Below are 15,208 nucleotides of genomic sequence, written 5' to 3' on the forward strand. Positions count from 1 at the left end.
TCCGCGGCCCTCATCCACGAACTCTGATTGGCCGTCGGCCTGACGAAGCGTCGTGGGCGGACCGCGGAATCCGCGGACGGGGCCGTTCGGCCCGGCCGTCGGGACGGAGTCGGTCCACCACAAGCGGAGGAGACAGGAGCATGGCCGGCGCAATGCGCAAGATGGCGGTCTACCTCGGCCTCGTGGAGGACGAGACGTACGACGGCCAGGGGTACGACCCCGACGACGACTACGACGCGGACCCCGAGCCGATCCGGACCGGACGGACCGAGGACATTCCGCGGCCGGCCTCCCCGGCACCCGCGCCGGTCTCCTCCATCACCCCGCAGCCGGTGCCGGCCGCGGTCCCGATCCGCCAGGAGACCCCGAGGATGGCACCAGTGTCGTCCATCACACCCGAACGCCGCCACAACCTGGAGAAGAGCGCCCCGGTGATCATGCCCAAGGTAGTGAACGAACGAGAGCCCTACCGCATCACCACGCTGCACCCGAGGACCTACAACGAGGCCCGTACCATCGGGGAACAGTTCCGTGGCGGGACTCCTGTGATCATGAATCTGACCGAGATGGACGACACGGATGCCAAGCGGCTCGTAGACTTCGCCGCTGGACTCGTCTTCGGTCTGCACGGCAGTATCGAGCGCGTGACGCAGAAGGTGTTCCTCCTGTCGCCTGCTAACGTCGATGTCACGGCGGAGGACAAGGCTCGGATCGCCGAGGGTGGGTTCTTCAACCAGAGCTGACCCGACCACGACTTTACGTGTGGATCTGATCGACAGTGAGTCAGCGACAAGGCGAGCGGCCCAAGGGCCGACAACCGGGGAGAGGGAAGCGCGATGGAGATCGTGTGGGAGGTGCTCTATTACGCACTGACCGTCTTCCTGGTGTTCCTGCTCGTGCGGCTGGTGATGGACTGGGTCTTCCAGTTCGCGCGTTCGTGGCGGCCCGGCAAGGCCATGGTCCTGGTCCTGGAGGCCACGTACACTGTCACGGATCCGCCGCTCAAGCTTCTGCGGCGGTTCATTCCGCCGTTGCGTCTCGGGGGCGTGGCGCTCGACCTGTCCTTCTTCGTACTGATGATCATTGTGTATGTCCTGATCTCGCTTGTGCGGCCCTAGTCGTAGGTGAGCGATGCGACAGGATGCCGGTGTGCCGACGATCACGTTGAGGTGAAGAGATGCCATTGACCCCCGAGGACGTTCGGAACAAGCAGTTCACGACCGTCCGCCTGCGCGAAGGCTATGACGAGGACGAGGTCGATGCCTTCCTCGACGAGGTCGAGGCGGAGCTGACCCGTCTCCTCCGCGAGAACGAGGACCTGCGCGCCAAGCTGGCCGCAGCGACCCGTGCCGCCGCGCAGAACCAGGCCAACATGCGCAAGGAGCCGCCGCAGGACGCGCGCCCCGGCGCCCCGGTGCCGGCCGCCATATCCGGCCCGCCGGTCCCCGGCCAGCAGGGCGGCCCCGGTCCGCAGCAGCAGATGGGCCCGGGCGGTCCGCAGCAGCAGCAGATGGGCCCCGGTCCGCAGCAGCAGATGGGCAACCAGCCGCTCGGCCTGCCGTCCGGCGCCCCGCAGCTGCCTGCAGGTCAGGGCGGCCCGATGGGCGGCCCCGGCCAGCAGCAGCAGATGGGCCAGCAGCAGATGGGCCAGACCATGGGCGGCCAGCAGCAGCTGGTCCAGCCGATGGGCGGTCAGATGCTCCAGCCGATGGGCGGCCCCGGCGGCCCGCAGGGCATGGGCAACCCGATGGGCCAGGGCATGGGCCAGCAGCAGATGCAGCAGATGGGCGGCCCCATGGGCGGCCCGCAGCAGATGGGCGGCCCGATGGGCGCCCCGATGCAGCAGCAGCAGAACCCCGGTGGCGACAGCGCCGCGCGGGTGCTGGCGCTCGCCCAGCAGACCGCGGACCAGGCGATCTCCGAGGCCCGTTCCGAGGCCAACAAGATCGTCGGCGAGGCGCGCAGCCGCGCCGAGGGCCTGGAGCGGGACGCCCGCGCCAAGGCCGACGCGCTGGAGCGGGACGCGCAGGAGAAGCACCGCGTCGCGATGGGCTCCCTGGAGTCCGCCCGCGCCACGCTGGAGCGCAAGGTCGAGGACCTGCGGGCGTTCGAGCGTGAGTACCGGACGCGCCTGAAGTCCTACCTGGAGACCCAGCTCCGTCAGCTGGAGTCGCAGGCGGACGACTCGCTCGCGCCGCCGCGGATCCCGGCCACCGCTTCGCTGCCGCCGGCCGCGTCGTCGATGGCTCCGGCCGGTGCCGGCGCGATGAGCCCGGCGCCGAGCTTCGGTGGTGGCCAGCAGTCGTTCGGCGGCCAGCCGTCCTTCGGCGGGCAGAGCGCCTTCGGCGGGAACGGTGCGCCGAGCTTCGGCGGGCCGTCGGCCGCGGGCAACTCGGGTGCGCCGCAGATGCAGCCGGCCGGGATGACCCAGCCGATGGCGGCCGTCCGTCCGCAGCCGCCGCAGCCGATGCAGCAGGCGCCGGCTCCGATGCGGGGCTTCCTGATCGACGAGGACGGCGACAACTAAGCGGTAGCCGTCGGCACGGGCGCCCCCTGCTCGACCCTTCGGGGTCGGGGAGGGGGCGCTTTCGTGTGCGCGGAGCCGTCCATGGGTGCGCGGGGCCGCCCTTCGTGCGGGCGGGGTCGGGCAGGGCCGCCTCCCGTGGGGGGCCTTCCTGGCGGGAGGGGGAACGGCGGAGCCGCCGCCGCCCGGTGGGCGACGGCGGCTCCGGAGCCGGGTCAGGCCTTGCGCAGCTGGAAGGCGAGGCCGAGGGACTCGTCGGCGAAGGTGTCGGACGCCCAGTCGGCGGCGCCGGCGGCGAAGTCGGTGGCGAGCACCTCCTCGGCGACCAGGGCACCGTGCTCGGCGATGGCCTCGGCGGTCTCGTCGTTGCTCGCGCGCCAGCGCAGCACGATCCGGTCGGCGACGTCCAGGCCGGAGTTCTTGCGGGCCTCCTGGATCTGGCGGATCGCGTCCCGGGCGACACCGAGGCGCTTGAGCTCGGGGGTGATCGCGAGGTCCAGCGCGACGGTGGCGCCGGACTCGTTGGCGACGGCCCAGCCCTCGCGCGGGGTCTCGGTGATGATCACCTCGTCCGGGGACAGGGCCACCGTCTCGCCGTTCAGCTCGACCGAGGTGGTGCCCCCGGCGCGCAGCTCGGCGGCGAGCCGGGCGGCGTCCGCGGCGGCGACCGCCTTGGCGACGTCCTGCACGCCCTTGCCGAAACGCTTGCCCAGCGCGCGGAAGTTGGCCTTGGCGGTGGTGTCGACCAGCGAGCCGCCGACGTTCGCGAGCGACTCCAGGGTGGAGACGTTGAGCTCCTCGGCGATCTGCGCGCGCAGGTCCTGCGGCAGCTCGTCCCAGCCCTGGGCGGCGACCAGCGCGCGGGACAGCGGCTGGCGGGTCTTCACGCCCGACTCGGCGCGGGTGGCCCGGCCCAGCTCGACCAGCCGGCGGACCAGCGCCATGTGGCGGGAGAGGTCGGTGTCGATCAGCGACTCGTCCGCCTCCGGCCAGGAGGCCAGGTGGACCGAGGCCGGGGCGTCCGGGACGACCGGGACGACCAGGTCCTGCCAGACCTGCTCGGTGATGAACGGGGTGAGCGGGGCCATCAGCCGGGTGACGGTCTCCAGCGCCTCGTGCAGGGTGGCGAGCGCGGCGGCGTCGCCCTGCCAGAAGCGGCGGCGGCCGCGGCGGACGTACCAGTTGGAGAGGTCGTCGACGAAGGCGGAGAGCAGCTTGCCGGCGCGCTGGGTGTCGTAGGCCTCGAAGGCCGCGTCGACGTCGCGGACCAGGGCGTTCAGCTCGGAGAGCACCCAGCGGTCCAGCTGCGGGCGGTCGGCCGGGGCCGGGTCGGCCGCGGACGGCGCCCAGCCGGAGGTGCGGGCGTACAGGGCCTGGAAGGCGACGGTGTTCCAGAAGGTGAGGAGGGTCTTGCGGACCACCTCCTGGATCGTGCCGTGGCCGACCCGGCGGGCCGACCAGGGCGAGCCGCCGGCGGCCATGAACCAGCGGACGGCGTCGGCGCCGTGCTGGTCCATGAGCGGGATCGGCTGCAGGATGTTGCCCAGGTGCTTGGACATCTTGCGGCCGTCCTCGGCCAGGATGTGGCCCAGGCAGACGACGTTCTCGTACGAGCTCTTGTCGAAGACCAGGGTCCCGACGGCCATCAGGGTGTAGAACCAGCCGCGGGTCTGGTCGATCGCCTCGGAGATGAACTGCGCCGGGTAGCGCTTCTCGAACAGCTCCTTGTTCTGGTACGGGTAGCCGTACTGGGCGAAGGGCATCGAGCCCGAGTCGTACCAGGCGTCGATGACCTCGGGCACACGGGTCGAGGTGCCGCCGCACTCGCGGCAGTCGAAGGTGACCTCGTCGATGAACGGGCGGTGCGGGTCGAGGCCGCTCTGGTCGGTGCCGGTGAGCTCGGACAGCTCGGCCAGCGAGCCGACGCAGGTGAGGTGGTTCTCCTCGCAGCGCCAGATCGGCAGCGGGGTGCCCCAGTAGCGGTTGCGGCTGAGCGCCCAGTCGATGTTGTTGTTCAGCCAGTCGCCGAAGCGGCCGTGCTTGACGGTGTCCGGGAACCAGTTGGTGGCCTCGTTCTCCCGGATCATCGCGTCCTTGACCGCGGTGGTGCGGATGTACCAGGACGGCTGCGCGTAGTAGAGCAGCGCGGTGTGGCAGCGCCAGCAGTGCGGGTAGCTGTGCTCGTACGGGAGGTGGCGGAAGAGCAGGCCGCGCTCCTGGAGGTCCGCGACCAGGGCCTCGTCGGCCTTCTTGAAGAACTGGCCGCCGACCAGCGGGACCTCGGGGCCGAAGGTGCCGTCGGTCAGCACCGGGTTGACCACGGGCAGGCCGTACTTGCGGCAGGTGGCGAGGTCGTCGGCACCGAAGGCGGGCGACTGGTGGACGATGCCGGTGCCGTCCTCGGTGGTGACGTACTCGGCGTTGAGGACGTAGTGCGCGTTCTCGATCTCGACCAGGTCGAACGGGCGGCGGTAGGCCCAGCGCTCCATCTCGGCGCCGGTGAAGGACTCGCCGGTCGCCTCCCAGCCCTCGCCGAGGGCCTTGGCCAGCAGCGGCTCGGCGACCACCAGCTGCTCGGTGCCGTCGGTGGCCACCACGTAGGTGACCTCGGGGTGGACGGCGGCGGCGGTGTTGGAGACCAGGGTCCACGGGGTGGTGGTCCAGACCAGCAGCGCGGCCCGGTCGGCCAGCGGGCCGCTGGTCAGCGGGAAGCGGACGAAGACCGAGGGGTCGACGACGGTCTCGTAGCCCTGGGCCAGCTCGTGGTCGGAGAGGCCGGTGCCGCAGCGCGGGCACCAGGGGGCGACCCGGTGGTCCTGGACCAGCAGGCCCTTGTCGAAGATCTGCTTGAGCGACCACCAGACGGACTGCACGTAGGACGGGTCCATGGTGCGGTAGGCCTGGTCGAGGTCGACCCAGTAGCCCATCCGGTTGGTGAGCTCGACGAAGGCGTCGGTGTGGCGGGTCACCGACTCGCGGCACTTGGCGTTGAACTCGGCGATGCCGTACGCCTCGATGTCCTGCTTGCCGGAGAAGCCGAGCTCCTTCTCGACGGCGAGCTCCACCGGGAGGCCGTGGCAGTCCCAGCCGGCCTTGCGGGCGACGTGGTAGCCCTTCATCGTCCGGTACCGGGGGAAGACGTCCTTGAAGACGCGGGCCTCGATGTGGTGGGCGCCGGGCATGCCGTTGGCGGTCGGCGGGCCCTCGTAGAAGACCCACTCGGGGCGGCCCTCGGACTGCTCCAGGCTGCGCTGGAAGACCTTGTTGTCCTGCCAGAACGACAGGATCCGGTGTTCGAGGGCGGGCAGGTCGACCTGCGCGGGGACGGGGTTGTAGGAGCTGGCCATGACGGGCGTCTACCTCCGGCGGATGCATGGACGGGATCCGACGGAGGGACGAGACGGCATGCCGCCCCGCGGTACCACCCTCCTTGGCCGCGATGCTGTCCGCGGCCCTCTTGTTTGGGCTTGCTGCCGGGTCTAGCGGGCCGACGAAGGGGATCGCGGACCGTTCTTCCGGCGGCTCCGGGGTGATCTTCGCGCGGTGCACACCCCCGGGCTCGCACCGTCCCCGGGTCGCTGGTGGCTGCGTACTGCGGTACTCGTCCCCATCTGCGCCTTGCAGGCCCAGTGTATCGGCCGTCGCAAGTCGGTTTCGGCGCGCCGGGGCGGGGGGCACAACTCTGTTCGGCGCGATGGGCGTGTCGCGTGTGGCGGCTGGCTGGGTGGGATCATGGTGAGGCGTCGGTATGTCATGTTGTGACCATTTTTGATCGGGATTATCGTTCCGGCACTGGAGGCCGCCGGGAACCGGCGGCTCGATTCGTTCGTAGATGGGGTCGAAGCCATGGCTGAGAAGACAACCGTCGCGGGTACCGCCACCAAGCGGGCACGCAAGGCCGTGGCAGGCGATCCAGGGGAGGGGACCGTGACCACTACCGCACGGCGCAAGAACACCACCGACACCACTCTCGTGGCCCCCGGCCGCACCCGTACGCCGGCCGGGGCCACCGCCCGTACCGGCGGTGCCGAGTCGGTCGACCCGGCCGAGCTGCCGGTCCGGCCCGGCGAGGACCCGTGGACCTCCGAGGAGGTGCGCGAGCTGCACGCCGAGCTGATCAACGATCTGGAGCGGCTCCAGCAGGAGATCGACGCGGCCGAGGCGGCCATCACCGGTCTGATGCGGGACTCCAACGACGGAGCCGGCGACGACCAGGTGGACGCCGGTACGAAGAACATCTCGCGCGAGAGCGAGGTGGCGCTGGCCAACAACGCCCGCGACAGCCTCGCCCAGACCGAGCACGCGCTGGCCCGGCTGGAGGGCGTCGGATTCGGCACCTGCGAGTCCTGCGGCCAGGCCATCGGCAAGGCACGGATGCAGGCCTTCCCGCGGGCGACGCTCTGCGTCCAGTGCAAGGCCAAGCAGGAACGCCGCTGACCGCTCCGGGCGGCCGACCGGGACGACGGGAGGGGTCGGGCTTGCCGTAGGCTCGACCCCGTAACGTCGCCTGATCCGTCGGACGATCCGTCGGAGATCGGGCTTCCCACCGGCCCATCGGCCCCCCACGTCACGGCAGCGGAGCGGATCATCAGTACGCAAGGTTCCCCCCAGACGCGGGACGACTCCGTCCCCACGCCCGCCGACGTCGTGGCCCCGGCCGGGGACGTGGCCGGGCCCGGTGACGCGGCTCCGGCCCGGCCGGCGGCCCCCGAGGCGGCCGCGGCCCCCGCACCGGCCCAGGAGTCCCTCCCGGCTCCGGCCCCGGTCCAGGCCGCGGTCCAGGCTCCGGCGTCGCTCCCGGTCGAGCCGGCCGGGGCGGAGGAGCCGAAGGGGCGCAGGCGGATCGGCGTGCTCCTGGTCGTCGCGCTGCTCGCCTTCCTGGTCGACTTCGGCAGCAAGCTGCTGGTCGTGGCCCGGCTGGAGAACCACTCGGCGATCAAGGTGATCGGCGATGTGGTGACCTTCCAGGTGATCCGCAACTCCGGCGCCGCCTTCGGCATGGGGCAGGCGCTGACCGTCGTCTTCACCATGATCGCCTCGGCCGTCATCGTGGTGATCTGGCGGATCGCCCGGCGGCTGTACAGCCTGCCCTGGGCGATCGCGCTCGGCCTGCTGCTGGGCGGCGCGCTCGGCAACCTGACCGACCGGCTGTTCCGCTCGCCCGGGGTCTTCCGCGGGCACGTGGTCGACTTCATCTCCGTCCAGCACTTCGCGGTCTTCAACCTGGCGGACTCGGCGATCGTCTGCGGCGGCATCCTGGTCGTCCTGCTCTCCTTCCGGGGCAGCAACCCGGACGGCACCGTGCACCAGCAGGCGGACAAGGGCGAGCGGGCGGAGAAGGGCGAGCGGGCGGACAAGGGCGAGTAGGGCGCTGCGGCCTCCGCCCCCGCCGGGCGCGGCGCGGGCGAGGGCCCGCGCGTCCGGCATACTCGTACGGGTGAGTACCGCAGCGCAGACCCGAAGCCTCCCCGTTCCCGACGGCCTGGAGGGCGAACGCCTCGACGCCGCCCTGGCCCGGATGTTCGGCTTCTCCCGGACCAAGGCCGCCGAGCTGGCCGCCGACGGCAAGGTGACGCTCGACGGCGCCGTCGCCGGCAAGTCGGACCGGGTCACCGCCGGCTCCTGGCTGGAGGTCGAGATCCCGGCCCCCGCCGCGCCGGTGCAGATCGTCGCCGAACCGGTCGACGGCATGCGCATCGTCCACGACGACGAGGACATCGTGCTCGTCGACAAGCCGGTCGGCGTCGCCGCGCACCCGAGCCCGGGCTGGACCGGCCCCACCGTGATCGGCGGGCTGGCCGCGGCCGGCTACCGGATCTCCACCTCCGGCGCGGCCGAGCGCCAGGGCGTCGTGCACCGGCTCGACGTCGGCACCTCCGGGCTGATGGTGGTGGCCAAGTCGGAGCGCGCCTACACCGACCTCAAGCGGCAGTTCCACGACCGGGTGACCGAGAAGAAGTACCACACGCTCGTGCAGGGCCACCCGGACCCGCTGAGCGGCACCGTGGACGCGCCGATCGGGCGCCACCCCAGCGCGGACTGGAAGTGGGCCGTCACCCGCGAGGGCAAGCCGTCGGTCACCCACTACGACCTCATCGAGGCCTACCGGGCCGCCTCGCTGATGGACATCAAGCTGGAGACCGGCCGCACCCACCAGATCCGGGTGCACATGTCCGCGCTGCGGCACCCCTGCGTCGGCGACATCACCTACGGGGCCGACCCGACCCTCGCCAAGCGGCTCGGGCTGACCCGGCAGTGGCTGCACGCCGTCTCGCTCGGCTTCGAGCACCCGTCGGACGGCGAGTGGGTGCAGTTCTCCAGCGAGTACCCCGCGGACCTGCGGAAGGCGCTGGACATCATCGCGTCGGAGAGCTGAGCCGGAGCGTCCGGCCGGAGAGCCGATTCGCAGGGCCGATTCGCAGCGCCGAGTGGCAGGGCCGATCCGCAGGGCCGGGTCGGAGAGTCGAGGGGAACCGGGATGACGGTGACGATCAGGGTCGCGCGGGGGGAGGCGGACCTCGCGCTGGTGCACGAGGTCCGGCGGGAGGTCTTCATCGTCGAGCAGGGGATCGCCGAGGAGGAGGAGTGGGACGACCTCGACCCCACCTCGGAACACCTGCTGGCGGTCGGACCGGAGGGTGAGCCCGTCGGCACGGCGCGGCTGATCTTCGGCGAGCAGGCGCTCGGGATCACCGGCGGGGTCGCCGGCCGGGTGCTGCTCGGCCGGCTCGCCGTGCTGAAGACCGCCCGGGGGACCGGGCTCGGCGCCGAGCTGGTGCGGGCCGTCGAGGCCGCCGGTCGGGAGCACGGCGCGCGCGAGATGGAGCTGCACGCCCAGGTGCAGGCGCTCGGGTTCTACGAGCGCCTCGGGTACACGGCCGAGGGGCCGGTGTACGACGACGCCGGGATTCCGCACCGGACGATGACCCGGGTGCTGTAGCACCGGGGGACGAGGCAGGGCGCGGCCCCCGGGAGAGCTCCCGGGGGCCGTGCGCGTCCGGGGGCCGCGCGTTCCCGGGGCCGTGCGCGTCCGGGGGCCGCGCGTTCCCGGGGCCGTGCGCGTCCGGGGGCCGCTGTTCTTATCGGACGCCTACTCCGGGGGCGACTACGATCACGCCCATGGAGCTCGGAGGGGCGTGGCGCCGGTGGCGAGGCCGTGGGACGGTCGCCGGACGGAGACTGGTGGCCGGGGCGGTGGCCCTGACGGCCGTCGTCGCGGTCGGGACGGCCGCGGCCGTCGCCGCCGGGGGCGAACAGGCCGTCCGCCAGGAGGACCGCTTCCTCGCGATGGCCGAGACCCCCGGCAGCTCGCAGATCGTCCAGCTCGACACCTCCTTCTTCACCACCGGCAGCGGCCCGCGCCCCGCCGTCCTGCTCGGGCACGGCTTCGGCGGCTCCAAGGAGGGCGAGCGGGAGCGCGCCCGGAAGCTGGCCCGGCAGGGGTACGCGGTGCTGACCTGGTCGGCGCGCGGCTTCGGCCGCTCCGGCGGGAAGATCGGGCTGAACGCGCCGGACCGCGAGGTCGAGGACGTCAAGCACCTGGTCGACTGGCTGGCGCAGCGCCCCGAGGTCCAGCTGGACGGGCCCGGCGACCCTCGGGTGGGCATCACCGGCGCCTCCTACGGCGGCGCGGTGGCGCTGCTCGGCTCCGCCTACGACCCCCGGATCGACGCCGTGGCCAGTGCGATCACCTGGTGGAACCTGGCCGACGCGCTGTTCCCGCAGGGGGTGCGCGGCTCGGGCGCGGTCGACGGCGTGTTCAAGAAGCTGTGGTCCGGGATCTTCTTCACCACCGGTTCGGTGGGCGAACTCGGCCCGTCCGGCGGCGCGGCGCGTCCAGCCCTCGCCCCCGAGCAGGGCGACGGGCAGGTCGGCTGCGGGCGGTTCCTGGACGAGCTGTGCCGGATGTACGACCGGGTGGCGACCGCCGGGCGGGCCGACCCGGAGGCCGTGGCCCTGCTCGACCGGTCCAGCCCCTCCTCGGTCGCGGGCCGGCTCAAGGCGCCCACCCTGGTGGTCCAGGGCCAGCAGGACTCGCTGTTCCCGCTCGACCAGGGCGACGCGATCGCCAAGGCGGTGGCCGCCAACGGCGCCCCGGTGGCGGTGGACTGGTTCGCGGGCGGGCACGACGGCGCGACCGACACCAGCGACCGGGTGGACGACCGGGTCACGGCCTGGTTCGACCACTATCTGAAGGGTGACGGGGGCGCGAGCACCGGCGGGGCCGGCGCGGCGTTCCGGGTGACCCGGACCGGCGGGGTCGACTCGACCGGCTTCCAGGCGGTGTTGCGCGGCGCGACCGCCGACAGCTACCCCGGCCTCGGCGGCACCGGTTCGCGGCGGTTCGAGCTGAAGGCCCCGGACGGCGCACCCGAGCAGGCCTTCGCCAACCCGCCCGGCGGGGCGCCGTCCAACATCTCCGCCCTGCCCGGCCTCGGCGGCCTGCTCGGCCAGGCGTCCGCGCTGGGCGCCGGCCTCGCGCTGGACTTCCCCGGCCAGTTCGCCACCTTCGAGTCGGCGCCGCTGGACTCCTCGGTCCACCTGACCGGGCAGCCGACGGTGCCGGTCCGGGTCCGGGCCGACCGGCCGGACGCGGTGCTCTTCGCCAAGCTGTACGACGTCGCCCCCGACGGCAAGCAGAGCCTGCCGCAGCAACTGTCCGCCCCGTTGCGGGTGACCGGGGCGGACGCCCCCGACGGCCGGAGCGTCACCGTGGCGCTGCCCACCGTCGACCACACCTTCGACGCCGGGCACCGGCTGCGGCTGGTGCTCGCCTCCACCGACCTCGCGTACGCCTCGCCGGTCGAGCCGGCCACCTACCGGGCGGCCGTCACCGGGCCGGTCACCCTGCCCACGGTGGACGGGCTGGTCACCGAGGCCGCGCCGCTGCCGAACCGCACCTGGGTGCTGCCGCTGGTCGCGCTCGCGCTGGCCGCCGGGCTGGTGCTGGTGCCGCGGCTGCGGGCGGCCGGGGCCGGGCGGCGCGCGCACGGACCCGGGTACGACCCGGCGCTCGCCGGGGTGCCGCTGGTGATCACCGGCCTGAGCAAGCGCTACAAGGGTGCCGCCGACCGGTACGCCGTCCGCGAGCTGGGCTTCCGGGTGGAAAGGGGTCAGGTGCTCGGCCTGCTCGGCCCCAACGGCGCCGGGAAGACCACCACCCTGCGGATGCTGATGGGGCTGATCCGGCCGGACGCCGGCGAGATCAGGGTCTTCGGCCACCTGATCCGGCCCGGCGCACCCGTGCTGTCCCGGGTCGGCGCCTTCGTCGAGGGCGCGGGTTTCCTGCCGCACCTCACCGGGCGGGCCAACCTGCGGCTCTACTGGCAGGCCACCGGCCGTCCGGAGGCGGACGCCCACCTGGACGAGGCGCTGGCGATCGCCGGGCTCGGCGAGGCGCTGGACCGGGCGGTGCGCACCTACTCGCAGGGCATGCGGCAGCGGCTGGCGATCGCCCAGGCCATGCTGGGGCTGCCGGACCTGCTGATCCTCGACGAGCCGACCAACGGGCTCGACCCGCCGCAGATCCGCGAGATGCGCGAGGTGATGATCCGGTACGCGGCGGCCGGGCGGACCGTCATCGTCTCCAGCCACCTGCTGGCCGAGGTCGAGCAGAGCTGCACCGACCTGGTGGTGATGGACCGGGGCCGGCTGGTGACCACGGGCGCGGTCGCGGAGATCGTCGGCGCGGGTTCGCAGCTGCTGATCGGCACCGCGGCGTCGTACGACGCGGCGGAGCTGGCGGCGGCGGCCGACAAGGTCGCCGCGCTGGACGGGGTCGCCGCGGCGGAGGCCGTCGAGGGCGGGCTGCTGGTCGGGCTGGACGGCATGGCGGCGAGCCGGCTGCTGGCCGAGCTGGTCCGGCTCGGGGTGCCGGTGGAGTCGGCCGGGCCGCAGCGCCGGCTGGAGGACGCGTTCCTGTCACTGATCGGAGGTGCGGCGTGAGCGCCGCGGTTGCTGAGGTGTCGGCGGACCACGCGGCCGGTTACCGGCCCGGGCGGACGCTGCCGTTCCGGGTGGAGGTGGTCCGCCAGTTGCGGCGGCGCCGCACGATGGTGATCGGCGCGGTGCTGGCCGGGATGCCGCTGGTCGTCCTGGCGGCGTTCGCGGTGGCCGGGACGCCCGGGCGGGCCGACCGGACCACGTTCATCGAGCTCGCGACCTCGTCCGGGCCGAACTTCGCGACCACCATGCTGTTCATGGGCACCGGCTTCATGCTGGTGATCCCGGTCGCGCTGTTCTGCGGCGACACGGTGGCCTCGGAGGCCAGCTGGTCCTCGCTGCGGTACCTGCTGGCGGCGCCGGTGCCGAGGGCGCGGCTGCTGATGCGCAAGTTCCTGGTCGGGCTGCTGTTCTCGGCGGCCGCCGTGGTGCTGCTGCCGTTGGTCGGGCTGGCGGTCGGCACGGCGGCGTACGGCTGGGGCGACCTGCGGCTGCCGGCCGGGGCGAGTCTGACCGCGGGCGAGGCACTGCCCCGGCTGGCGGTGGCGGTGGCGTTCGTGTTCCTCAGCGAGGTCGTGATCGCGGCGCTGGCGTTCTGGCTCTCGACCGCCACGGACGCGCCGCTGGGGGCGGTCGGCGGGGCGGTGTTCGCCTCGATCGTCGCCGGGGTGCTGGACGCCATCACCGCCCTCGGCGACCTGCGGGCCTGGCTGCCGGCGCACTGGCAGTGGGCGTGGGCGGACGCCCTGCAGCCGCGGATGGAGTGGGGCGGGATGGTGCAGGGGGTCTCGCTGTCGCTGTCCTACGCGGTGGTGCTGCTGGCGCTCGCGTTCCGGGGCTTCGCGCGCAAGGACGTGGTGTCGTAGCGGTGCGGGGGCGGACCCTGGGAGGCGGACCCCGCCCGCCGGGGGACGGCGGGCGGGGTCCGTCGTTCGTGGGCCTGCTCGACCCGTGGGACTACTTGACGGGGGAGTAGACCCGCTCGACCTGCTGGGTGCCGGACCGGGTGCGGTAGGAGCGCGACCACTTGGTGGTGGCGTCCTTGCGGGTCCGGTCGGAGAGCACGTAGTAGTCCATCTGGGTCTGGGCCGGGGTGACCTCCAGGACGCCGTAGCCGTGGGAGTCGAGGTCGACCCACTGGACGTGGCGGTTGGCGGCCTTGATCGCGGCGGCGGCGACCAGGGAGAGGGTCTGCGGCGCGACCTTGAGGAAGTCGTCGATGTTGTCCGAGGTGACCGAGGTGACCACGAACTCGGTGGCGACACTGCCCGACAGCGGGTAGGTGGCGGCCTCGTTCGGGACGTCCGAGGCCCAGGCGGAGTGGATGTCCCCGGTCAGGAAGACGGTGTTGGTGATGCCGTTCGACTTCAGGTGGCCGAGCAGCTCACGGCGGTCGTGGGTGTAGCCGTCCCACTGGTCGGTGTTGATCGCCAGGCCCTCGCCGGGCAGGCCGAGCAGCTTGGCCAGCGGGCGCAGCAGGTAGTCCGGCAGCGAGAAGAGGGCGACCGGGGAGATCATCACCTCGTTGCCGATCAGGCGCCAGGCGGTGTCGGACGCGGCGAGACCGGACTTCAGCCAGTCCATCTGGGCACGGCCGGTCAGGGTGCGGTCGGCCGAGTCGACGTCGCCGTTGCCGACCTTGACCTGCTGGGAGCGGAACGAGCGCTGGTCCATCAGGTGCAGGTCGGCGAGCTTGCCGTAGCGCAGGCGGCGGTAGGTGGTGCCGGCGATGGAGGGGCGGACCGGCATCCACTCGAAGTAGGCCTGCTTCGCGGCGGCCACCCGGGCCGCCCAGTCGCCCTCGGCGCCCGGGGTGTGGTTCTCGGCGCCGCCGGACCAGGCGTCGTTGGCGAACTCGTGGTCGTCCCAGATCGCGATGGTCGGGACCTGCGCGTGCAGCGCCTGGAGGTCCTCGTCCGTCTTGTAGCGGCCGTGCCGGGTGCGGTAGTCGGCGAGGCTGAGGATCTCGTGGGCGGGGGCGTGCGGGCGGACCACGGAGCCGCGGGCGCAGAACTCGCCGCTCTTGTACTCGTAGATGTAGTCGCCGAGGAAGAGGAAGGCGTCGAGGTCGCCGCGGGCCGCCAGGTGGCGGTACGCGGAGAAGTAGCCGGCCTCCCAGTTGGCGCAGGAGGCGACGCCGAAGCGGAGCCGGTCGAGGGCGGCGTCGGCGGCCGGGGTGGTGCGGGTGCGGCCGACGGGGGAGACGGTCGCGCCGGCCGTGAAGCGGTACCAGTAGGCGGTGTCCGGGGCGAGGCCGCGGACGTCGACCTTGACGGTGTGGTCGGTGGCGGCGTTGCTGGTGACGGTGCCGCCGGCGGCGATCCGGGCGAAGCCCTTGTCGGCGGCGATCTCCCAGCGGACCTCGGTGTCGGCGCCGAGGCCGGAGCCGGGCACGGCCTCGGGGGCCGGGGTGACCCGGGTCCAGAGCAGGATGCCGTCGGGCAGCGGGTCGCCCGAGGCGACGCCGTGGAGGAACTGCGGGACGGTGGCGGCCTGGGCGGCGGCGCCGAGGGCGAGCGGCAGGGCGGCGGCGCCCGCGACGACGGCGGTGGCCTTGAGCACCTGGCGTCGGTGGGGGCGGGCGGCGGTCATGTCATTGACAAGGTCAGTCACGGCGGACAGGCTACCGGCGGGTAACGCGGTGTTCCATATGCTGAACTGACTGTTCGTTGTCACTTCACCACGGCGTGACGTCCCGCCACCCCGCCGGGTGGGCGCGGTCACCCGGCGGACATGCGCGAT

General features: G+C 72.9%; 11 protein-coding genes. 9 read left to right on the plus strand and 2 right to left on the minus strand.

Going from position 1 to position 15,208, the window contains the following annotated elements:
• Positions 1-140: 140 nt before the first annotated feature.
• The 3 genes from BLU95_RS27785 to BLU95_RS27795 all read left to right on the plus strand — a co-directional run bounded on the left by BLU95_RS27785 (position 141) and on the right by BLU95_RS27795 (position 2,527).
• Positions 141-743 carry a cell division protein SepF gene (locus BLU95_RS27785; protein ID WP_030391444.1) on the plus strand — a complete coding sequence of 201 codons (603 nt, stop codon included), beginning with the start codon at positions 141-143 and terminating at the stop codon, positions 741-743.
• Between the two features lie 93 nt (positions 744-836).
• Complete coding sequence (locus tag BLU95_RS27790) at positions 837-1,118, plus strand: YggT family protein (RefSeq protein WP_030391443.1); 282 nt, start codon at positions 837-839, stop codon at positions 1,116-1,118.
• A 59-nt stretch (positions 1,119-1,177) separates the two neighbouring features.
• Complete coding sequence (locus BLU95_RS27795; RefSeq protein ID WP_093862370.1) at positions 1,178-2,527, plus strand: DivIVA domain-containing protein; 1,350 nt, start codon at positions 1,178-1,180, stop codon at positions 2,525-2,527.
• A gap of 212 nt (positions 2,528-2,739) precedes the next feature.
• Here the strand turns inward: BLU95_RS27795 and ileS are convergent, their stop codons facing one another.
• Positions 2,740-5,871: an isoleucine--tRNA ligase gene (ileS, locus tag BLU95_RS27800; RefSeq protein ID WP_093862371.1), complete on the minus strand. Its 3,132-nt coding sequence runs from the start codon at positions 5,869-5,871 to the stop codon at positions 2,740-2,742.
• A 580-nt stretch (positions 5,872-6,451) separates the two neighbouring features.
• Between ileS and BLU95_RS27805 the strand changes: the two genes are divergently transcribed.
• The 6 genes from BLU95_RS27805 (at position 6,452) to BLU95_RS27830 (ending at position 13,332) form a co-directional block, all read left to right on the plus strand.
• On the plus strand, positions 6,452-6,961 hold the full coding sequence (locus BLU95_RS27805; protein WP_231977818.1) for a TraR/DksA family transcriptional regulator: 510 nt from the start codon (positions 6,452-6,454) through the stop codon (positions 6,959-6,961).
• 210 nt (positions 6,962-7,171) lie between these two features.
• Positions 7,172-7,891, plus strand: a complete 720-nt coding sequence (gene lspA, locus BLU95_RS27810; RefSeq protein ID WP_231977819.1) for a signal peptidase II — start codon at positions 7,172-7,174, stop codon at positions 7,889-7,891.
• A 70-nt stretch (positions 7,892-7,961) separates the two neighbouring features.
• Positions 7,962-8,900: an RluA family pseudouridine synthase gene (locus tag BLU95_RS27815; protein ID WP_093862374.1), complete on the plus strand. Its 939-nt coding sequence runs from the start codon at positions 7,962-7,964 to the stop codon at positions 8,898-8,900.
• 102 nt (positions 8,901-9,002) lie between these two features.
• Complete coding sequence (locus BLU95_RS27820) at positions 9,003-9,464, plus strand: GNAT family N-acetyltransferase (protein WP_093862375.1); 462 nt, start codon at positions 9,003-9,005, stop codon at positions 9,462-9,464.
• 179 nt (positions 9,465-9,643) lie between these two features.
• The gene (locus BLU95_RS27825) at positions 9,644-12,469 is read left to right on the plus strand and encodes an alpha/beta fold hydrolase (RefSeq protein WP_093862376.1); all 2,826 of its coding nucleotides are present in this window, start codon (positions 9,644-9,646) and stop codon (positions 12,467-12,469) included.
• Entirely contained in the window at positions 12,466-13,332 is an 867-nt protein-coding gene (locus BLU95_RS27830) for an ABC transporter permease (RefSeq protein WP_093862377.1), read from the plus strand. Before BLU95_RS27825 ends, BLU95_RS27830 begins: the two co-directional genes overlap by 4 nt.
• A gap of 91 nt (positions 13,333-13,423) precedes the next feature.
• Here BLU95_RS27830 and BLU95_RS27835 read toward each other — a convergent pair whose 3' ends face one another.
• Complete coding sequence (locus BLU95_RS27835) at positions 13,424-15,058, minus strand: alkaline phosphatase D family protein (RefSeq protein ID WP_093862378.1); 1,635 nt, start codon at positions 15,056-15,058, stop codon at positions 13,424-13,426.
• Between the last annotated feature and the right edge of the window lie 150 nt (positions 15,059-15,208).

It is taken from the genome of Streptomyces sp. TLI_053 (genome assembly GCF_900105395.1).
GTDB lineage: Bacteria > Actinomycetota > Actinomycetes > Streptomycetales > Streptomycetaceae > Kitasatospora.

Excerpts from the sequence above, each read along its gene's own strand:
- BLU95_RS27785 (WP_030391444.1), top strand. The coding sequence starts at position 141 with ATGGCCGGCGCAATGCGCAAGATGGCGGTCTACCTCGGCCTCGTGGAG.
- BLU95_RS27790 (WP_030391443.1), top strand. The coding sequence starts at position 837 with ATGGAGATCGTGTGGGAGGTGCTCTATTACGCACTGACCGTCTTCCTG.
- BLU95_RS27795 (WP_093862370.1), top strand. The coding sequence starts at position 1,178 with ATGCCATTGACCCCCGAGGACGTTCGGAACAAGCAGTTCACGACCGTC.
- ileS (WP_093862371.1), bottom strand. The coding sequence starts at position 5,871 with ATGGCCAGCTCCTACAACCCCGTCCCCGCGCAGGTCGACCTGCCCGCC.
- BLU95_RS27820 (WP_093862375.1), top strand. The coding sequence starts at position 9,003 with ATGACGGTGACGATCAGGGTCGCGCGGGGGGAGGCGGACCTCGCGCTG.
- BLU95_RS27825 (WP_093862376.1), top strand. The coding sequence starts at position 9,644 with ATGGAGCTCGGAGGGGCGTGGCGCCGGTGGCGAGGCCGTGGGACGGTC.
- BLU95_RS27835 (WP_093862378.1), bottom strand. The coding sequence starts at position 15,058 with ATGACCGCCGCCCGCCCCCACCGACGCCAGGTGCTCAAGGCCACCGCC.